The sequence below is a fragment of the Paenibacillus sp. FSL E2-0177 genome (genome assembly GCF_037992975.1).
GTDB classification, from domain to species: Bacteria; Bacillota; Bacilli; order Paenibacillales; family Paenibacillaceae; genus Paenibacillus_AQ; species Paenibacillus_AQ odorifer.
Genome location: NZ_CP150307.1, coordinates 5,487,304 through 5,508,317, shown reverse-complemented (window position 1 = coordinate 5,508,317; position 21,014 = coordinate 5,487,304). Strand labels below are relative to the sequence as shown.

Annotated in this window: 19 protein-coding genes; 16 read left to right on the top strand and 3 right to left on the bottom strand. The window is 45.8% G+C overall.

All coding sequences use genetic code 11. The features are described from left to right. Positions 1 to 132: 132 nt before the first annotated feature. From MHI25_RS24595 to yajC, 11 genes are all read left to right on the top strand, one after another. The gene (locus tag MHI25_RS24595; RefSeq protein ID WP_340394518.1) at positions 133 to 1,107 is read left to right on the top strand and encodes an ornithine cyclodeaminase family protein; all 975 of its coding nucleotides are present in this window, start codon (positions 133 to 135) and stop codon (positions 1,105 to 1,107) included. A 14-nt stretch (positions 1,108 to 1,121) separates the two neighbouring features. Beyond that, entirely contained in the window at positions 1,122 to 2,282 is a 1,161-nt protein-coding gene (locus tag MHI25_RS24590; protein ID WP_340394517.1) for a membrane dipeptidase, read from the top strand. An 11-nt stretch (positions 2,283 to 2,293) separates the two neighbouring features. After that, complete coding sequence (locus MHI25_RS24585) at positions 2,294 to 4,420, top strand: CocE/NonD family hydrolase (protein ID WP_340394516.1); 2,127 nt, start codon at positions 2,294 to 2,296, stop codon at positions 4,418 to 4,420. Positions 4,421 to 5,250: 830 nt separating this feature from the next. Continuing rightward, a complete protein-coding gene (locus MHI25_RS24580; RefSeq protein WP_076130403.1) occupies positions 5,251 to 5,976 on the top strand; it encodes a BofC C-terminal domain-containing protein in 726 nt (241 codons plus the stop codon). A gap of 245 nt (positions 5,977 to 6,221) precedes the next feature. Continuing rightward, entirely contained in the window at positions 6,222 to 6,725 is a 504-nt protein-coding gene (gene ruvC, locus MHI25_RS24575) for a crossover junction endodeoxyribonuclease RuvC (protein ID WP_036677679.1), read from the top strand. After that, positions 6,722 to 7,339: a Holliday junction branch migration protein RuvA gene (gene ruvA / locus MHI25_RS24570; protein ID WP_036677675.1), complete on the top strand. Its 618-nt coding sequence runs from the start codon at positions 6,722 to 6,724 to the stop codon at positions 7,337 to 7,339. The genes ruvC and ruvA overlap by 4 nt, the downstream gene beginning before the upstream one ends. Before the next feature lie 36 nt (positions 7,340 to 7,375). Continuing rightward, positions 7,376 to 8,383, top strand: a complete 1,008-nt coding sequence (gene ruvB / locus MHI25_RS24565) for a Holliday junction branch migration DNA helicase RuvB (protein WP_036677672.1) — start codon at positions 7,376 to 7,378, stop codon at positions 8,381 to 8,383. 32 nt (positions 8,384 to 8,415) lie between these two features. After that, a complete protein-coding gene (locus MHI25_RS24560; RefSeq protein ID WP_340394515.1) occupies positions 8,416 to 10,515 on the top strand; it encodes a SpoIID/LytB domain-containing protein in 2,100 nt (699 codons plus the stop codon). Positions 10,516 to 10,524: 9 nt separating this feature from the next. Next, the gene (gene queA / locus MHI25_RS24555) at positions 10,525 to 11,553 is read left to right on the top strand and encodes a tRNA preQ1(34) S-adenosylmethionine ribosyltransferase-isomerase QueA (protein ID WP_076130401.1); all 1,029 of its coding nucleotides are present in this window, start codon (positions 10,525 to 10,527) and stop codon (positions 11,551 to 11,553) included. 21 nt (positions 11,554 to 11,574) lie between these two features. Next, positions 11,575 to 12,711, top strand: a complete 1,137-nt coding sequence (gene tgt / locus MHI25_RS24550) for a tRNA guanosine(34) transglycosylase Tgt (RefSeq protein WP_036677666.1) — start codon at positions 11,575 to 11,577, stop codon at positions 12,709 to 12,711. A gap of 50 nt (positions 12,712 to 12,761) precedes the next feature. Then, a complete protein-coding gene (yajC, locus tag MHI25_RS24545) occupies positions 12,762 to 13,082 on the top strand; it encodes a preprotein translocase subunit YajC (protein ID WP_036677664.1) in 321 nt (106 codons plus the stop codon). A gap of 95 nt (positions 13,083 to 13,177) precedes the next feature. On the opposite strand, the gene MHI25_RS24540 is transcribed toward yajC, so the two are convergent. Beyond that, the gene (locus MHI25_RS24540) at positions 13,178 to 14,017 is read right to left on the bottom strand and encodes a phosphatase PAP2 family protein (protein WP_248549480.1); all 840 of its coding nucleotides are present in this window, start codon (positions 14,015 to 14,017) and stop codon (positions 13,178 to 13,180) included. A gap of 94 nt (positions 14,018 to 14,111) precedes the next feature. After that, a complete protein-coding gene (locus tag MHI25_RS24535) occupies positions 14,112 to 14,504 on the bottom strand; it encodes a TIGR04086 family membrane protein (protein ID WP_036677660.1) in 393 nt (130 codons plus the stop codon). 226 nt (positions 14,505 to 14,730) lie between these two features. Between MHI25_RS24535 and MHI25_RS24530 the strand changes: the two genes are divergently transcribed. Next, positions 14,731 to 15,495, top strand: a complete 765-nt coding sequence (locus MHI25_RS24530) for a DUF421 domain-containing protein (RefSeq protein ID WP_076130399.1) — start codon at positions 14,731 to 14,733, stop codon at positions 15,493 to 15,495. Between the two features lie 4 nt (positions 15,496 to 15,499). Here MHI25_RS24530 and spoVB read toward each other — a convergent pair whose 3' ends face one another. Continuing rightward, the gene (spoVB, locus tag MHI25_RS24525) at positions 15,500 to 17,098 is read right to left on the bottom strand and encodes a stage V sporulation protein B (protein ID WP_076130398.1); all 1,599 of its coding nucleotides are present in this window, start codon (positions 17,096 to 17,098) and stop codon (positions 15,500 to 15,502) included. Positions 17,099 to 17,294: 196 nt separating this feature from the next. Here spoVB and MHI25_RS24520 point away from each other — a divergent pair, with 196 nt between their 5' ends. The 4 genes from MHI25_RS24520 to MHI25_RS24505 all read left to right on the top strand — a co-directional run bounded on the left by MHI25_RS24520 (position 17,295) and on the right by MHI25_RS24505 (position 21,004). Further along, entirely contained in the window at positions 17,295 to 17,546 is a 252-nt protein-coding gene (locus tag MHI25_RS24520) for a post-transcriptional regulator (RefSeq protein ID WP_036677655.1), read from the top strand. Between the two features lie 221 nt (positions 17,547 to 17,767). Continuing rightward, positions 17,768 to 19,018, top strand: a complete 1,251-nt coding sequence (gene secD, locus MHI25_RS24515; RefSeq protein ID WP_036677653.1) for a protein translocase subunit SecD — start codon at positions 17,768 to 17,770, stop codon at positions 19,016 to 19,018. Continuing rightward, a complete protein-coding gene (gene secF, locus MHI25_RS24510; RefSeq protein ID WP_052097271.1) occupies positions 19,008 to 19,910 on the top strand; it encodes a protein translocase subunit SecF in 903 nt (300 codons plus the stop codon). Before secD ends, secF begins: the two co-directional genes overlap by 11 nt. A gap of 143 nt (positions 19,911 to 20,053) precedes the next feature. After that, a complete protein-coding gene (locus MHI25_RS24505; protein ID WP_036677651.1) occupies positions 20,054 to 21,004 on the top strand; it encodes a cation diffusion facilitator family transporter in 951 nt (316 codons plus the stop codon). Positions 21,005 to 21,014 lie beyond the last annotated feature (10 nt).

Below are 21,014 nucleotides of genomic sequence, written 5' to 3'. Positions count from 1 at the left end.
GAATAACTCGGGTCAGGACAAATTTTGCCTTCCAGCTTTATACATGAATATTTAAACCGGATAAGTTATGATAGTAAGAAAATTTTATATTTGCGTTCGTGCAATCATGATGAGGAGAAGGAGGTCCGTCTTATGCTAGTCATTAATCAAAATGAAGTGGCCGAACTGTTAGCTATGGAATCTTGCATCTCCGTTATGGAATCTGTTTTGAAGGCTCTTTCCGCTGGACAAGCGGTACAAAGCTTAAGACAAGTGCTTCCTTTACAAAAGAGCAATCTGCTCGGCTTAATGCCGGGTTATTTGCAGCATGAAGAGGTAGCTGGTGCCAAAATCATCAGTGTATTTCCCAGCAATCATGGTTCAGGCCTGCCTTCTCATCAAGGTCTTGTTACCCTATTCGATTCATCTACGGGTGTTCTGAAGGCTATAGTGGATGGACAAAAGATTACAGCCATTCGTACGGCGGCAGTCAGTGCAGCAGCAACCCGATATCTGGCCAGAGAGGATGCTGAAATCCTTGCTCTTCTTGGAACTGGGGAACAAGCAAAAAGTCATCTGGAAGCGATGTTGCGGGTTCGACCCATCCGTGAGATAAAAGTATGGAGCAGGAAGCTGGCAAAGGCACAGGATTTCCAAATGGAGATGAGCCAAAAATATGATGTGCAGATCATTGTTGCGGAGACAGTTCAAGCGGCAGTCAGCGCAGCGGATATCATTTGTACCGTGACAGCATCCACCGAACCTGTGCTCAAGGGAGAATGGCTGAAACCGGGTGTACATATCAATGCTGTTGGCGCATGCAGACCCAATGATCGTGAGCTGGATTCGGAGACCGTCCAATTAGCTAAGTTATATGTAGATCGGCTGGAATCCGCTCAGAATGAATCTGGTGATTATTTAATCCCGCTGAACGAAGGCAAAATTACAGCAGATCATATTGTCGGGGAGATTGGTGAGCTGATCAGTGGCACTATCGAGGGCAGAAGGTCCGCAGCTGACATTACTCTTTTTAAAGGATTAGGGCTGGCCATAGAGGATTTAGCAGCAGCTAATTTTATATATAATGAAGCTGTTAGATTACATAAAGGCACTGAAATTGCATTCTAAGGAGCGACTACACGATGAGCACTTATGAAGGCCTGTATGATTTCAAGTTGACGGAGCAAGAGGAGGAGCGGGCTAAACGCTTGCATGAGCAGAACATTATTATCGATCTGCTGTTTCAAGGCCCCTTATCTCCAAGCGCGATTCCAGACTCTATCTCTGACAGAATCAAAGAATTATGTGAGCCTTATAAAGATGAGCCAATGGTATACAGCGGTATGCCTGCAAAAATCATCACAAAGCTATCTGCGAGCGGAGAGATCCCTGAGTATAAGGAAGAGTGGTACAAGTCCGGAATTACAGCAGGGAACCGCGAACTTCATTTAGAATCCTTAGACAGCATCATTACAAGCATGGCAGAGGTACAGCTGCAATTTGATTCTGCAGATTGGTTAATCAAAGCTTTAACTGCCGAAGACATACGTGCTGCCAAGCGTAATGGTTATAAAGCGGGCATTATCACAGCACAAGAAACGGATGGTCTGGGCACGAATCTCGATCAATTAGATGTACTTTATAACTTCGGATTAAGAATTATACAATTGACCTACAACAATCAGAACCAGATTGGGGCGGGCTGCGCAGAACAATCGAACGCCGGGGTCACTAATTTTGGGAAAAGATTCATTGCACGCTTGAACAAGCTGGGGATCATTGTAGATACGGGGCATTGCGGGAAACAGACTACGTTAGATGCCTGCGCTTATTCCACAACTCCGGTGATTGCTTCACATACGGGTGTAGAGGCGATCTATCCGCATATGCGCTGTAAAAGTGATGAGGAGATTATCGCGATAGCCAAGACGGGTGGAGTTATTGGTATTTTTGCTATGCCTTGGTTTGTTCATGAAGATCCTAAACATACAACTATTGACCATGTGCTGGATCATATCGAATATGTAATCCGGCTTGTAGGCGTGGATCATGTCGGAATTGGAACGGATTGGCCGATGAGCGATGTGCTCTGGTCATTGGTTTATTTTAAAGAACATATCGCACCCAAGCTTGGATTCGCCAAAGGAGACGGACCTTCTACAGAAACCGTTGCTGGACTTGAGAAATATAGTTATTTTATTAACTTTACTAGAGGTTTGGTTGCCCGCGGTTATGCGGATGCAGATATTGCTAAGATCATGGGCGGCAACTGGCTGCGCGTATTTGAAGAAATTTGCGGATAGGGGATAAACAGATGACAACCTACTTACACACATCTACATTTAACGTCTACTTTTCTGGTGTTTATACAGGCAAAATTCATTTTACAGAGCAACAGATCATGCTAGCTAAGGTCGATCCGCGTAGAAGAACGCAAATGCAGGACAATGTGCTGGATGGACAGTTCAAGACCGTACTCCCGCTTCAAAAAATCCATAAACATTTGGATGCTTATGCTAATGCAGAATGGGCAGAAGACGAGGTAGTGCTGAGTAATGGCGATATCTATCAAAAGCATATCCAGTATCAGGCGCAGATTGAAGGCCGCGAACTGACCTCACAAGTATGGGCGCTGCGCAAAGAGACGGCTCTGGACATTGTGACTTTGGACGGGGAGATTATCGCTTTTTTAACGCCGAATCGGTATGGTATTGAGCTTATGGTTAAAGCAGGTTATGAGAAGCTGACTCCGTTAGTGGCCTACGACGATCCTCTTCTATCCAAGGCAGAATATGGTGTAAACGATTTGGGTACTGATCTGATTCCGATGCGCGATGGGGTGAAGTTGGCGACAGATGTTTTTTTACCAGAGGGCATTAAGCCTGGAACTAAGCTGCCGACAATTCTCGTAAGAACATGTTATGACCGCAACGGAAAAAAAGAGATTTTTATGAGATGGGCCAATAAAGGTTATGCAGTAGTATCGCAGGATGTTAGAGGTCGGGCGGATTCGGAAGGCGAACTGATTCCTTTTTATAATGAACGGGATGACGGTTATGATACGATTGATTGGATTATTGCTCAGGAATGGTCGGATGGCAACGTCGGCATGTGGGGCGCATCCTATCTAGGTTTTGTTGTTGTGGCGGCGGCCACCAGTGGGCACCCGAATCTGAAGGCGGTTGTGGATGAAGTGAACGTGGGCTCTCCATTTGTTGATACCGTTCGCAAAGGGGGAACCCTTTGTTCTTGGCCATTGCTCTCTTGGACTCTTGCTCAATCTGTGGGTACTCGGACGGATTTTGATATCTTTGGAGGCATTACGGTGAATCCGGAAGCAGCCGTTGATGCAAGACCGATTAAAGAGATCCCTCAGCAAATGATTGGCAAAACATCAGGTCCATGGGATCTGTGGAGCCAGCATCCGGAGTATGATGATTTCTGGAAAAACTGTACTTTTACCGAGCGCGGTGATCAGGTGCAGGTGCCTATGTATGTTATCTCAGGCTGGTATGACGGCGACAGCGCCGGCGTATCGGAAACATGGAGAATGCTAACAGAACATGATGTGCCAAATCGAAAAATCCGTCTGGGCGCTTGGGAGCACGGGCCGAACAGAGCTAGAGACTACGAAGGCGTGAGCTTCGGCAATGATGCCGTAGTCTATGATTACGATGTTTCTGTGCTGCGCTGGTTCGACCGATTCCTCAAAGGCATTCCAAATGGAATAGATCAGGAGCCTAGAGCCTCTTATTATGTTGTTGGTGAAAATCAGTGGAGAACGTCCGCGGATTGGACACCTGCTGAAGCCACAACTTCTTCCTTCTACCTTTCCAGCGGCGGGCGAGCGAATTCAGGACAAGGGGATGGGCAACTGCTTGCAGCGCCTGAGGAACATTCTCCTGAAGATACTTATATCTATAATCCTCATGATCCTATGAATGATAGCGGTGAACGAGAGCCTGAGAATTTGCGAAAATACGAGCTGCGCAATGATATCCTTGTCTACACTAGTGATATTCTGACGGATGAGCTGACTGTGGCCGGAGAATTGTCTGCGGTTATCTATGCTGCCAGCACTGGCAAAGATACGGATTGGGTTGTTACGCTTAGTGACGTGAATGAACAAGGGGACTCTATCCGGTTATCCAATTATATTGTCAGAGCTAAATACCGTCATGGATTGGAAGCGCCTGAGCTGCTGATTCCCGGGCAGGTAGAGAAATATGATATTTTCATGCCGAATATTGCTCATAGATTTGCTGTGGGGCACCGAATTCGGTTCTCGATTACTTCGTCCAGTAAATTCGTTGCTTTCCCTAATACAAATACAGGCAGTAATCCGTATGAAGATTCAGAAGCGATTACTGTGCTGCAGACTGTTTACCATAATCGTGAGTATCCGAGCCATGTGAAGCTGCCGGTGGTTCCTAACGCTTAAATGTGATTTTAATACGAAGAAGGGGCTGAACAAAGGTAAAGGGAATTAACACTTGAAGCTGAAGCTGCATTTGATGACAAATGATGCTTCAAGTGACGTACCGAGAGAGTACTGAGTGAACACCGAGTGAACACCGAGTGAACACCGAGTGAACACCGAGTGAACACCGAGTGAGGCCTAGGTGAAACAAAAAGTGAAGAATGAGCTTATGCTTCAATTGAAGCGAAAAGTAAAACTCTTATAGAGCGATTAGGGAATTTCTCCCTGAAATTCTTAGGATTCTGGTCGTCAGGCATATAATTGAGGAAAAACTCCCTAATTTTATGTCTGATTCCCCGGAAATAAGGAAAACAGCCTATTTATTAGGGAGGAATTCCCTGGTTTCGTTCATTTAGAGCAAATTTCTCCTACTTTCAGGGAGTTTTTCCCTAATTAGTTTTAGATCCACTCCGCACAACGCGCAAACGCAGAACACATACTCCCAGCACCAGAACGCATTCCCCAGCACGCAAACGCAGAACGCCTACATCGCCACCATCCCAAACGCCATCGCCCAATCCAATGGCATAGCGCACTAAGAACTAATAGTCTATTGGCGAAGCAAAAGCTTTGGTGCAAGAAATGGTCGATCGTCATGAAATAGGTATCACCTAAGGCCGGTATGTGAAACCTCTCCCCAGAATCCCCCTTCCAGACTTATACCATAAATCTTGAACTATACTGCAAGGTCAACCTTGTATTTTTGGAGAAATGTCGATTATTCACAGAAAAGCGCATAAATGCTCCCTTCTTAGGTCACAATAGGGAAAAACCAGAATGAAGGGATTAACGTGAACGCGTTTCGCTTAAAAAAACAACTTTGGCGGCGATGGAGACGTTGGAAAAAGGCGCTTTGGGTAGGAGCTGCTTGTATAGCTTTTACTGTACTGGCTTGGCGCAGTATGCAGGTACCTGAGGAAATCAGTGGACTGCTGACGAATTCTAGCTGGGCGGATAGTGCCGATAGTGAGCTGGCCGCAGCTGTCTTTAAAGTAGGCGAGGACAGTGATGAGGCAAAAGAGAAGGGCACTTTAAATAATGAACAACTGCTGCAAACCATCACCCAAAGTGGGCTCAGCAGAACCGTTCATTTAAAAACAACCTATGTGTCCGGAGAAGAGATTCAGACGTTGCCGGGCGTAAAGAACCCGCTGCAGCTGAAGACTATAATCAATGAACACCCTGAATGGAGCGGTTGGATTAGTTCAGAAGGGGATTTGTGGCTGGAACAAAAAGTGAATGATTTATCGACAATGATAAAAAATGAAGCTTACATTGGTGTAGATGCGTTTGGGAATTTGACCTTGTTTAAAGGTCCGCCAGTTCAGGAGAAGGTACTGAAGACTTTTTTTCAAATGGATATGGGTTCCCTGAAATCCTCATTGCCGGAAAATATTTGGAAAGAGCTTCATGAGGGGATTCGTGTTCAGGATATTGAAGAGTACAACAGTGTGCTGTCTACCTTCAGTGATTATGCCCGCGAAGCTGCTGAGCATGTCATGCAGAACAAGCAATAGCTTTGATAAAGCTGTCCTAAAGTCATTACTAATGGCTGAGGGCAGCTTTTTTGTGTGAAATGAAACGGGGAAGAGTCTTAGCTGTAGGCCTAAAGTTGCCATTTCGCTGCAAACAGTAAACTTTTTTTCTCCCGGAAGGGCGATTTTTGCTATAATGGTTAGAAGGAATACATATGTTCGCTTCATGGCGGAGGAATGGATGAAAACGGTGGAATAATCTGCCTGTTATAGAGGAGAGATCGTGTTTGCGTATTTTGGGAATTGATCCGGGGCTGGCGATCGTCGGCTTTGGCTTTGTGGATAAGGAAGGACATAAACTGACCCCCGTCCAATATGGTTGTATTCAGACTGAGGCTCATACGCCTGAAGAAGAACGACTGCTGCATGTCTATGAAGGCATGGGTCAGCTCATTGATAAATATAAACCCGATGCTGTGGCGATAGAAAAGCTGTTTTTCGCTCGCAACGTTACTACAGCATTGCCAGTGGCGCAGGCCCGCGGTGTGACTATATTAGCTGCAGTACAACGGGGTCTCCCCGTCTCGGAATATACACCTATGATGGTAAAGCAGGCTGTTGTGGGTTATGGTAAGGCTGAGAAACGGCAGGTCCAGGAAATGGTGAAGCTGCTGCTGAAGCTATCGGCGATTCCGAAACCCGATGATGTGGCGGATGCGCTGGCGGTAGCGGTATGCCATGCCCATTCGAGCAGTCTTAATTCTAAATTAAATGAGGTATTGCGAAAATGATAGATTTCTTAAGAGGACCCGTCGTTCATTTGGAGTCGGAATATGTGGTGCTGGATGTGCAGGGAGTAGGATACCGGGTATTCTGCCCGAATCCTTATGCTTTTGCTAAAGTAGAAGGACCTGTAACGATCTATATTCATTACCAAACACGTGAGGACGCTACGCTATTATTTGGGTTCCCGACTCGTGAGGAACAAAAATTGTTCCGCAAGCTGATAGAGGTATCTGGCATCGGTCCTAGGGTTGCGCTTGGAATCCTGACAGGTGGAACACCGGATCAGTTGATTTCAGCGATTTATCAAGAGAATATAACGTTCTTAACGAAATTACCGGGCATTGGCAAAAAGACGGCACAGCGTATGATCCTTGATTTGAAGGACAAGCTGGACGGACTCAGTATGGCTTCAATGCAAACGGGATTGTTTGCAGTGCCAACGGAGGAAGCAACGGATGGATTGGCCTGGCAAGAGGCGCGGGATGCGCTTAAGGGGCTGGGTTATACCGAAAGCGAATTGGACCGCGTGTGGCTCGCGTTGAAGAAAGAGGGAGCAGAGACAGGAACTGTAGATGTGCTGATGAAGAAAGCACTAGGGCTGCTATATATAGCTAAGTAAAGCCGTACACATCCTAAAGAAAGGGAGCGATAGGAAATGGATGACCGGATTATATCCGCGAATTTGATGATGGATGAGCAGGCGGTAGAACTAAGCTTGCGCCCTCGTTATCTGGGAGAATATATCGGCCAGACTCAGGTGAAAGAAAACCTGAAAGTATATATAGAAGCGGCCAAAATGAGAAGCGAAGCGCTGGATCATGTGCTGCTGTACGGACCTCCGGGTCTCGGCAAAACAACGCTCGCTAATATTATCGCCAATGAGCTGGGTGTGAACCTGCGAACAACTTCCGGCCCTGCGATAGAGCGTCCAGGCGATCTTGCCGCTCTGCTGACGAATCTGCAGGAAGGCGACGTGCTTTTCATCGATGAGATTCACCGTTTGCACCGCACGGTCGAGGAGGTTATGTATCCTGCGATGGAGGATTTCGCGCTGGATATCATGATCGGCAAAGGGCCAAGTGCCCGTTCGGTACGATTGGATTTGCCGCCGTTCACACTGATAGGTGCCACAACCCGGGCAGGACTACTGTCTGCGCCACTGCGTGATCGTTTCGGAGTGGTCAGTCGCCTGGAATTCTATAACATAGATGAGCTGAGTTACATTGTTTCTCGAAATGCGGATCTTCTAGGCATTGAGATTGTTGGCGATGCAGCAGAAGAGATCGCGCTTCGTTCGCGGGGCACGCCGCGGATTGCTAACCGCTTATTGAAGCGGGTCCGTGATTTTGCTCAAGTGCGCGGAGATGGAATTATAACTCCTGAAATTTCTGGGGAAGCATTGAAGATGCTTCAGGTGGACCCGCGTGGGCTGGACAGTATTGACCACAAGATGTTAAGTGCTATGATTTCAAGCTTTCGCGGCGGTCCTGTAGGACTGGATACGATTGCAGCTACGATTGGTGAGGAAAGTCAGACGATTGAGGACGTATATGAGCCGTACCTGCTGCAGATAGGTTTCTTGCAGCGGAGTCCGCGTGGAAGAATTGTAACCCCGGCCGCTTATCATCATTTAGGGCTTCCGCTCCCTCCGGAGCAGCACTAGTTCGTCACTACAATTATAAAGGAGGATGCTGGATGAAGCATACGAAGAGGAAATGGAGAGGGGTCGCCCCGCTAAGCAAAGGATTGCTTGCGGCTGCGCTTGCTGTAGGAAGTTTCCTGATCCCTGCGGGTGCCAGTCATGCCGATTCTAATAGCACGATACGAGTTGCTCTTTATGCTGATATTGGAAGTAAATATAAATCCACTGTGCCAGCAGTAACACTGCTATCAACGCAAAGCTTTACTTTGCTGTCGGATCAAGCAGGAAGTGCTCCTTTGGTGTCTGTCCCAGCACAGAAGCAAATTCGTGTAAGTCTGGACGGATATAGAGTTAAGGTGATGGAGGTTTCAAGCTGGCAGACAGCAGCGGATGCAGCTAAAAAGCTCCAATCCACCTCCGATAAACCGCAGATTTTTGCAATCTCCAGAAATGGAGCGACTGTGTATCAGTTGTACACGGGCGTCTATGCTAGTGAAGCAGCTGCCAAGGATGGGCTTACCCGTGTAGTCAAAGCAGGGTTGAGCATTCCTGCTGACCAAACCCCAGCAGTGAAAGGTAATAAACATTTATCAGCTGGCCGCTATTCTTCGGAGCAGGAAGCAGATGTGGCGCTTAATAGCCTCACTGCAGCTGGTTTGGATGCTTGGAAGGTGTTTCTGGCAGGAAACGATGGCAGTGCACAAGTAGAGGTATGGGTAGGCGAAGCTGCCAACGATAGTGATTTAACAGCTGTTCAGGCCGCTGTGTCTACGGCGGCACCACAATTTACGGTTTCGGTGGCGACCTCGCCCGGATTAATACTGCGTAAGGATGCCGGACTGGATTTTAGCAGTGAAACTCAAGCCGATCATTATCTGGTTTCTGGAAGCAATGCTAAATTTCTTGCTGCAGGCAGCGAGGCTGGGATTCAGTTAGTGGAAAGATCCAAGCGTACATATCGCGGAAATTTGGAACTGAGCAATTTGAGCGAATCGCTGGCTGTAATTAATGTAGTGCCGCTGGAGCAATATTTGTATGCCGTAGTTGGAGGAGAGGTTTCCTCCAGCTGGCCAGAAGAAGCGCTAAAAGCTCAGGCTGTCGCCGCCCGCAGCTATGCGCTGTCCCAAGGCAACCGTTTTGATGTAGCGAATGTAGTAGATACCACTCTTAGTCAGGTATATAACGGAATCGGGTCTGAAGCTCCCTCCATTATCAAAGCTGTAGATACTACTGCTGGTGAAGTGCTGATGAGTGGTGGTAAAGTTGTTGAGGCTGTATTTTCTTCCAATAGTGGAGGTATGACAGCTGACCCTTCAGAGGTTTGGGCGAATGGTGGCGATGTATTTGCTAGTGTTCCAAGCGTTGAAGATGTTTCGGCTGCTGCTGCTAAGAAGTGGTATTATGTTCTGCTTGCGAATGGTACCTCTGGTTATGCACGTGAAGATAATATTAAATTGACGGGCAGCAAAACCGCTGCCGGACTCGATATAGTTACCGCTACAACCAAAGATGTGAATATACGTCCTCTGCCAGTTATTGAGAGCAGTGTTAGTGCAGTCGGAAAGCTGAATCCGGGTGAGAACGCTGTGGCTCTGGATAAAGTATATGAGTCTGGCAGCTATAGCTGGATCAAAGGGCCGTATACCTCTGCTGAACTTCTAAAAAGCCTGCAGGGTAAAACAACAAGCACGCTCCCTTCCAGCATCTCTAACCTGCAGGTCACCCAGCGCGGTCCTTCTGGAAGAGCGATTCAGGTGAAAGCTAATGGTCAGGCTCTGAATGTGAAATATCCTGATATGTTCCGCTCCGCGTTTAATGGATTACCTAGTACATTGTTTGATATTGTGGCACCCGGAAGTTATACTGTATTAGGCGCTGACGGCGCTACCGCCACAATTAGCAGCTCGCAGAGTGCTGGCGTGCTTTCCGCATCGGGGAAGGTTAATGTGAATGGCAGTGGAACTGTAGTGATGGGCGGAGATTCTGCGGCCAGAGTGATCACTAACAGCTCGGGCTTTCTGTTCATTGGACAAGGCAACGGCCATGGTCTAGGCATGTCGCAGTGGGGCGTGAAAGGCATGGCGGACAGCGGGTATGATTACAAGCAAATATTGCAACACTATTATAAGAACGTTACTATAGTTAAGGAATGAAGACAGACCATGAATGTAGATGCTTATGATTTTCATTTGCCGGAAGAATTGATTGCCCAGACACCTCTCGCTGATCGCAGTGCTTCTAGACTGCTTCTAGTGAATAAGGAGGATGGAGAGCTGGCTCACCGGCATTTTACCGATATTATTGATTATTTTAATCCCGGAGACACGCTTGTTCTAAATGATACGAGAGTCATTCCAGCGAGATTGTTTGGAGTGAAAGAAGATACTGGTGCTAAGGCGGAAGTGCTTCTCCTGAAGAATCTTGGGGATGATCGCTGGGAAGCACTTGTAAAGCCAGGGAAAAAGCTCAAGACAGGCGCGGTGATCATCTTTAGTGATGAGCTTCGTGCCGTTATCGAGGATGAAGCTGATATGGGTGGCCGTACGCTTCGTTTCATATATCAGGGTATTTTTCAGGAGATTCTGGACAGGCTGGGAACGATGCCGTTGCCACCTTATATTAAGGAAACACTGGATGATCGTGAACGATATCAGACTGTGTATGCTCGGCATGAGGGATCGGCCGCTGCGCCTACCGCAGGGCTTCATTTTACCCAAGAATTGCTGAAACAGATTGAGGCTAAGGGTGTAAATATCGCTTATATCACCCTTCATGTAGGTCTCGGTACTTTTCGTCCGATGTCTGTAGAGAAGGTTGAAGAGCATGTTATGCATTCTGAGTATTTCGTAATGTCTCAAGAAACGGCAGATACCATAAATGCTACTAAGGCACGAGGCGGCCGTATTATTGCAGTTGGTACAACGTCTTGTCGGACACTTGAAACGGTCGGAAGACAATGTGAAGGTGGTCCGCTTGTGGAATGCAGCGGCTGGACGGATATTTTTATCTATCCAGGGTATAAGTTCAGTGTAGTAAATGCGCTAATTACCAATTTCCACCTGCCAAAGTCTACTTTGGTTATGTTGGTTAGCGCTTTGGCAGGTCGGGAACATATTCTAGCTGCTTATGAAGAAGCGATAGAGCAGAAGTACCGATTCTTTAGCTTTGGAGATGCAATGTTTATTTATTAAGGTAAGAGGATGGGTTAACTTATGGCAGCAATTACTTATGAGCACATCAAAACGTGCAAACAATCCGGAGCCAGACTTGGAAGAGTCCACACTCCACATGGTGTGATTGAGACACCAGCATTTATGCCAGTCGGCACACAAGCTACAGTCAAGACTATGAGTCCTGAAGAGCTGAAAGAGATGGATGCCCATATTATTTTGAGCAATACTTACCATCTGTTTCTAAGACCAGGCCATGATATTGTTCGTGAAGCTGGTGGACTGCACAAGTTCATGAACTGGGATCGCCCGATTCTGACAGACAGCGGCGGGTTTCAAGTATTCTCGTTAAGCGACATGCGCAAGATTACGGAAGAAGGAGTTCATTTCCGTTCCCATTTAAATGGGGATAAGAAATTCCTGTCTCCGGAAGTAGCGATGGAGGTTCAGAACTCTCTGGGTTCAGATATAATGATGGCATTTGATGAATGTCCTCCATTCCCGGCCGAATATGATTATGTGAAAAAATCACTGGAGCGCACCACGCGCTGGGCAGAACGTTGCCTGAAAAGTCATGCTCGTCCTAACGATCAGGGTCTTTTTGCTATCGTGCAAGGGGGCATGTATGAAGATCTGCGCCGTCAGAGCGCGGCTGATTTGACTTCCATGGATTTCCCGGGGTATGCTATTGGGGGGCTCAGCGTCGGAGAGTCCAAGCAGCTAATGTATGAAGTGCTGGATTATACAGTTCCCCTGCTGCCACAAGGCAAACCTCGCTATTTGATGGGCGTGGGTTCACCGGATGCGCTGCTGGAAGGATCAATCCGAGGAGTAGACATGTTCGATTGTGTCTTGCCTACTCGTATTGCCCGTAATGGAACAACGATGACCAGTCAGGGAAGACTCGTTGTACGCAACGCTAAGTATGCCCGTGATTTTGGGCCGCTTGATCCGGAGTGTAATTGCTATACATGCCGGAATTATTCCCGCGCTTATTTGCGCCATCTAATCAAAGCCGATGAAACCTTCGGACTTCGATTGACGACATACCACAATTTGCACTTCTTGTTGGATTTAATGCGTAAAGTGCGTGAAGCCATCAAAGAAGATCGGCTGCTTGATTTTCGCGATGAGTTTTTTGCCAAATACGGATTATATGATAATCTTAAAGGCTTTTAGGGTTTGATTTAAGAGTCATGCTTTAATGTACTTTGAAAGGGGGGAGAAATATGATTCAATCGTTTCAATATGCAACTGGCGCAGGTGGTGGAGGTAGTATACTAGGCCTGGTAGGTCCCTTTGTCCTTATGTTTGTAGTATTCTACTTCTTGCTGATTCGTCCGCAACAAAAGAAGACCAAAACTCGTAACGCAATGTTGAAAGCTCTGAAAAAGGGCGATAAAATCGTTACTATTGGAGGACTTCACGGTACGATCATGGAGATTTCCGATGATATCGTGGTTCTGCGGGTCAACGATGTAACTAAGCTGACTTTTGATCGCGGTTCCATCAGCCACGCTGTGGCGACGGATGTCGAAGAGAAAGTATAGAATTGTTATTTAAGTACATAAAAAGCGGTGTCTTCTCATTGGAGAGGACACCGCTTTTTTGATCTTTAAGGTTATTAAGATTTAGCAGTTTAACTTTAACGTACATTTGTTACGCGGCTCGGAACGGTAAGCGACTCTTCACGTCCCCGCAAAGTTAATTTGGCGAGTTGAACGCCAACTGTAGAGGCTAGTACAGCTAGCAAGGTTCCACCAATCATATCTGTAAGCCAATGAATGCCCAGATAGAAAATTCCAAAGACGATTACAACTGCGGAAATACTAGTGATGGCCATCCAGCGGCGGTTCCCTGAACGGAAGGCCAGAAGTGCCATTGTAACAGATATGGACGTATGTAGACTCGGGAAGCAGTTATTGAGACCGGATAGCGGTCTATATTCCTGTTCGAATTTCGGAAATACATCCAGCATAGTAAATTTGACGCCCGCTGGCAGATAGGACCAAACCTCGTTTACCGGGAAGTAAAGATAGAATGGAATCGCCAAGGCATAGTTGATAATAATAGCATAGCAGGTGGCATATAACATCACCCGGTTTTTATCTAACAGATAGACCCCTAATGATGCTGCTAGAACAGACTGAAGCATGAAAATGTAGAAAAAGACGATGATCGGTGTTAACCATGGACTGTAGAATATATCCTGAACGGCTTGGACAAAATGACCCTCTAGACCAAATATAAACGGCGTATAATCAGAGGTAAGATGCATTTTTTGTTCAATTTGCAGTTCATATTTATTTATGGCTAATACGCCAAACATTCCTGCAATCAGCAACAAAAACTTATAGGATCGCAGCATCTCTTTCCCAATTTCAACCAATGCCATGAGTGGATTACGTTTAGCGCCAATCCATACTAATATCACTACTAATGCAACTGTGTACAAAACAATATGGTTCATTGATTGGTAAAACAAAGCAATCGAAGCCTCCTTGATCTCTTAATGAAGTCAGATGATCACAGTTTAACATATTTTCAAGGAATGTTTCGAATTTAATGGAATTATAATTTTAGCTTTTTTGTAAATTAACGCCAAACATTCCGCCGAGAGCGCCAATTGCAGCAGCTGCCAGAACCCATAGCAGATCCACACCAGAGGGTGCGCTGTCCAGTGCCAAAAAACCGATCAACAGAACGATAATTCCATAAAATGCGCCTGTAAGACTTCCTTGATACCAGCCTTTGCTCGTGGCTCTGCGACCGGCGGTTAGTCCTCCGAATGCTGCAGCTATGCCGTGTACAATGTATGTGTACATTGAGAGATCCTGCTCCTTCAGACTGCTGCCCCATAACAAAAGTGAGAGGACAAACGCACCCATCAGCATCCAAAGGAATGATCGACATAGGCCAGATAACACAGGATTGGCTATTCTCCACGAGAACATGCGCCGGATTAAATACATGGTACAACCTCCTAAAGTTTTTTTGAGGAAAAAGAATCAACATAGTTATTATTCATTGTATGGGATGGCTTGCCCCAATAGTACAAGAAAGGGCATTGCAGCCTTTTTACCATTAATTAATATGCCGGCTTCCGAATGTTCCCTGCACAGAGCGGTCAGAATAGGGTTACATTAATCCACCCGAGGAAACAAGTCTGCGGGTGAGAATGGAGGGGAGCGAAGCTATATGTTCCAGCATATCTCTACCCATATTTTCTTGACCGTGCTGATGTATTTCTTCATATTCCTGTGTATGCGCATCATGGGGAAGAGGGAAATAGGTAAGCTGTCTGTATTTGATCTAACGATCTCCATCATGATTGCTGAGATTGCTGTTTTTGTGCTTGAGGATATTAATCGGCCGATCTATGAAGGAGTCGTTCCGATGGCAACATTGGTGTTGATACAGGTAATTGTGGCTCAGCTCAGTCTTAAGAGCAGAAAGCTCAGACTTTTAATGGACGGCAAACCGAGCATACTCATTTCTGGCGGCAAGCTGCACCGGGGCGAAATGCGTAGGCAGAGATATAATATTGATGATCTGCTGCAGCAGTTGCGTGGACAGAACATCGCCAGTCCTGCTGACGTGGAATTTGCAATCCTGGAGCCTAGTGGACAGCTAACCGTATTCGAGAAAGAGAAGGGGAGTTCATCCTCTAACCCATCAGGCAATAGCAGTGCAGCTGCTGAGCATAAAAAGAGTGACGATAATAAAGGAAATAAGAACCGTAAGATAGAGCTGCCGAAGAATAAGATCAGATATGAAGGACTTCCAATCCCTCTGATTATGGATGGCAAGGTGCAGGATCAGAATTTAGAGATGATTGGAAAAACCAGATTTTGGTTAAGAACTCAAATTCGTCAAAAAGGAGTATCTGATTTCAAAAATGTATTTCTATGCTCCATAGATCATAAGGGCAGAATTTATGTCGACCGTTTGGACAACAGATAGCTTTTTAGAGCCTGCGTTTGATAAACGGCAGACGGTCCAAATCACGAATTGAGATAAGGCCAGCTAACAGACTGATTCCGAAATACAGGACCATTCCTATCGCAGAGGCAAATATAAATTGAATCCATTGTACATCTGCAATGGGAATGGAAGTGTATACATAATGCACGCCCGCTCCCATAATGACCATTGCACATAAGGTTTTTATGGTTTCGGTTACTCTTAAAGATAATGAAATAAGACTGACCACACTGTATCCGTGAAGCAGCGTAACCAGAATGCTGTTCACAATAATGGCTATGATGGCGCCGTAAATTCCATATTCAGGTTGCGATGCCAGTATTACGATCAGAATGATTTTGACTACTGCTCCAATTAAGGTATTGATGAGTGCCCTGCCCGGTCGATCCATAGCTTGCAGCGCAGCTTGTAAAGGAGCTTGAACATAAATGAACAAGGCGAATGGAGCCATGAGCTTCAGCATAGGAGCTGTATCCGCGTTACCATATAACAAATTGCATAGCGGAACCGCCAGGATATACATAAGAACAGCAAAAGGAGCCCCTGTTACCAGCGCAAGCCGCAACGCTTGATGCATACGCTTGTGAATGGTGGGCAAGTCCTTTCTTGCCGCAGCTTCTGATATGGAAGGAACCAGAGACACAGCAAGTGAAGAGGTTAATGCCCCGGGCAGCAGCAATAAAGGAACAACCATCCCTTGTAAAGACCCGTACTGAGCTGTAGCGGCAGCAGCGGCTATACCTGCCAAGGCGAGACTGCGCACAGTAATAATAGATTCCAGCAGATAAGAAAAAGAGCCTACAAGCCGACTTGCTGTAACGGGAATGGATATGCCTAGTAACCGCCGTAATATGGGGGAGTTGGCTTTCACACCTTGTGTATCAGATGGGATAACCTCCGGCTCGAGAGCGGGTTGCTCTGGAGTCGGATTTGTCTGCTTTTTATCTTTTTTAGTAATGACATAATATTGCCACAGAATCGCTAACATTCCGCCAATTTCTCCTACCGTCACACCTAACATCGCTCCAGCCGCCGCCATAGCAATACCCTTAGGAAGCAACAACCAGGAGAACCAGAGCATAAAGAATATTCGAACTAAAGATTCGAAGATGGAGGAGAGCGCCGATGGTATCATGTTCTGCTTGCCTTGGAAATAACCGCGGTAAATTGCAGATACGGCGACAATCCCAATCATTGGGATCATGGCAATAAACGTATAATAAACCCGATGGTCTGTTAAGATAACATTGGAGACCCATGAGGCACTTACCAAAGCAACCAATGTAAAGAAGATTGCAAGTCCAATACTAAGAGCAAGTCCAGTACGTAAAATCAGCCGTGATTTTTCAGGCCGATTCTCTCCTTCTGCTTCCGCCACCATCTTGGCTATCGCCAGTGGAATCCCGCCTGTTATGACAGTAACCAGCACAAGAAAAAAAGGATACGCGAGCTGATACAGACCCACACCTTCTGCTCCGATAATACGGGGTAAAGCAATCCGGGGAATAAATCCAAGCATCCGATTAATGATGCCGGCGGCTAGCAAGATTAAAGTTCCTTGTATAAAGCTCTGTTTTTTCAAAGGTCACGCCTTCTTCCCAAAATGAAATAAAACGCTGGCGAACTTGTCTATTCTTATGGATATGCTGTACCCCTATCTCGGCATGCCTTGTTTTAGTGGCATTAACTTTTTGTGACGGAAGAAGGAAAGCGAAGAACAAGAGTCGAATATCTATGGTGAGCATACGAACATGAGCGATCTTTGGAGGTGTCAACACGTGGAATCGGAACAGTGGAATCATGATCAACATAGTGAAGAAATCGAAGCCATGTGCCGCAGCAAAGCTGAAGAATTCCGGCTCCTCGGCTATGAGTATGTAACCAGCAAGGATATTTGGGATTGCATCAGCCGTAATTATGATAAGGAAGGCTTGCCTCCCCTACATAAGCTGGTAAACGACATTTATTCCTTGAAAGCCAATAGTTACATGAATTATTTGACTATTGCGGCCTATCGGGGGTTGAACTGAACAATAAACCACATATTTCTTTTTGCGAACTGCCTGATAAAGCAGTAAAGTAAGAGAATAATAACTCCACATCTCCTATTAAAACGGATGTCTTGCTGATTTAGGCAGGGGCGGCCGTTTCTTTGTGTGAGTATAGCTCTATCAATGCTGTGAATTGACGGTCATTTCGCGTGTAGCTATAATAGGAATATTGAGTTAATGAAAGGGGAACTAGCTAGAGCATGAAGAGACTAATGGGCTTTTTTATTACCGTGCTCGTTTTGACAGGCGTTATGGCATTTACTACTCCTGGACTGCTGGACAAGGTTAGACTTGGTCTTGACCTGAAAGGCGGATTTGAGATTTTGTATCATGCTGAGCCTATGGAAGCGGGAGCAGCATTGTCCCGAGCTTCTCTGCTGAAGACAGCGGAAAGCTTAGAAAAACGGGCGAATGCGCTCGGAACAAGTGAACCAGAGGTAACTACTGAAGGTACGGACCGTATCCGTTTGAAAATTGCGGGCGTAACGGATGAAGCCGAGGTTCGTAAAAAAATGAAGGAACCTGCAGTTCTGACTTTCCGTAGTGCTGCTGAAGGTGACGCTGAGGGAACTTACAGCAAAATCGAACTGGTAGGTAGTGATTTTGTTGAAGGTGCTGCAGAAGTTGGACGGGATAACCTGAATCAGCCAATCATCAGCATCAAGATTAAGGACAAGGACAAATTTGCAGAGATTACTAAACGTCTCTTGGGAAAGAATCTCGCAATTTACTTGGATGAGAACAAACTATCTGACCCTACGGTACAAGCAGTACTTACCGATGGCAGTGCTTCTATTTCTGGTAACTATACAATTAAGGAAGCGCGCGAACTTGCAGACACGATTAACCTAGGTGCATTGCCACTGAAGCTGACGGAGAAATATTCCCAAAGTGTGGGTGCTACCCTGGGTAAGCAATCGCTTGATCAAACGATTCGAGCAGGTCTGCTGGCTTCTGTGATTATCCTTATTTTCATGATCGGAATGTATCGTTTGCCAGGTCTTTTGGCTAGTTTTGCCTTGCTCTTGCATACATGGGCGCTAATTGCGGTCTTCGTCTTCGCGGACTTCACCTTGACGCTGCCTGGTATAGCCGCATTTATTCTGGGTATAGGTATGGCGGTCGATGCTAATATCATTACCAACGAACGGATAAGGGAAGAAATGCGCAGTGGAAAAAGTATACTGTCCTCCGTTAAGGCAGGGAATAAATCCTCTTTCCGGACAGTAATGGACTCCAATGTGACTACTATTATTGTGGCAGCAGTTATGTTTGCCTTCGGTACAGGTGCGGTCAAAGGCTTTGCATTGGTGCTGATTGTAGAAATCGTGCTGAGTATCGCCACGAATCTTTATTTCTCCCACTGGTTGCTTAGCCAGCTTGTCAAAGCGGGTAAGCTGAACAAACCGAAGAGCTTCGGTGTTAAGGAGAGTGAAATCCGTGCGCTTTAAGAAAGAGCTTGATTTCGTACATTTGAGTAAATATTTCTATATTTTCTCTATCGCATTGACAGTAGCAGGATTGATTTTCCTGGCGACATTTGGCCTGAATTACAGCGTTGACTTTAAAGCTGGATCTAATGTGGACATCTCCCTATCCAAGAATTTGAACTTGGATCAGGTTAAGACTGCAACTAGTGCAATCGATGTCGATCATGAACCGACGATTTCGTTTGGTGATCAGCGTGTGAATATTCGTTATGACGAAGTTCTTGATGAGGCTCAAGATGAAGCCCTAAAAGCTGAAATCCTTAAGCTGGATGACAAAGCATCATTTGAAATTAACACCGTGGACACTGAAATGGCTAAAGAATTGGCACGTAATGCTATTTATGCAGTTCTGATTTCTTGTCTGGGGATTATTATTTATGTAAGTATTCGTTTTGAATGGCGTTTCGCCGTGGCATCGATTGTGGCCTTGCTCCATGATGCCTTTATCGTAGTCGCGCTCTTCTCTATCTTCCGCTTGGAAGTGGATTTGACGTTCATTGTAGCGGTGCTTACGATCATCGGTTATTCCATCAATGATACGATCGTTATCTTTGACCGTATCCGTGAGAATTTACGTTTTGGTAAACAGAAAACTTATGAAGACTTGAAACACCTTGTGAACAAAAGTGTGGCTCAAACGCTCATGCGTTCTCTCTATACTGCATTTACCGTATTTATTGCGGCGTTCTTCCTGTTATTGTTCGGAGGCGAGTCGATTAAGATGTTCTCGCTTGCGATGGTAATCGGTTTGCTCTTCGGAGCTTACTCTTCCATCTTTATTGCAAGTCCACTCTGGTTAGTGCTTAAAAAGCGTGAGAAGGTTAAAGTGAAGAGCAGCCCGAATAAAGGTTAGAAGAAATTAGCATCGAAGTTCTACTTTTCTTATACGTTTAAGAAAGCCGCGTCAAATGCGACGCGGCTTTCGAAATCTTTAGGGTCATGTCATGTGTATTGAATCATCATGAGATTACTTGCTATTGGTAAGGAGGGCCTCGTATGAATAAAGAACGATCACCGCAAAGCGAGACGGTTGCTTGGACAGGGATCATTAGCGATGTTACTTTGGCAGTAGCTAAGGGGAGTTTTGGCTATATTTCAGGGAGCAAGGCATTAATGGGGGATGCTTTGTATTCCGGAGCAGATGCAGCAGCTAAACTGGCGGATATTCTTCCGTGGCGCTCTGAGCAAGGGAGAAAGAGTAAGCAACGGATCGAAGAACGGCGGGGCACTAAGGAGCCGCTGCTGGCTATACTTTTTTCGGTATTTATTCTTATGGGGGGACTGCAGATCGCATTCTCTGCAATCCGCGACTTAACAGATGGAAAATCATCTACACACGGACAGCTGGCGTTTGTAACCGTCTTAGTATCTATTGTGTTTAAAGAAGCTGTTTTTCAATATCAATATCGCTACTTTAAAAAAATAGGTGATGGCAGTCATGCTGCATATGTTAACAGTCATCGTTTCAGCTTATATACATCTATCACAGTATTAGTCGGAATTTCGTTATCCATGGGTGGTACCTATTGGCATCCTCTATCTTATATGGATCCTATTGCTGCACTCTTAACCGGAGTTTTAATTCTTCGTAAAGGCTATTCACTCATTGCTAGCTCTATTAACACTAAAAATGCGCAGGAGCTTCCTTCGGAGGAAGCCGCTAATTTTATTGAAACAGTGCAACGCGTTCATGGCGTCATTCGCGTAGAACATTTGAAGGCACTTGAGCAAGGGAATTATGTGAATCTTCAAGTGAAAATCAGTGTAAATCCGCGGATTACGGTGATGGAAGCACAGGATATTTCGGAATGCGCTAGGAAGCTGCTGCAGCACCGGTTTGTTCATGTCGGTGAGGTGCATATGGACGTTGTTCCTTATGATCCCGGCTATCCGTACAAAAGCAATTATGAATTGCCGGATAATGATATTCCTACGTTGCTTCAGTAGTTTGCAAGGT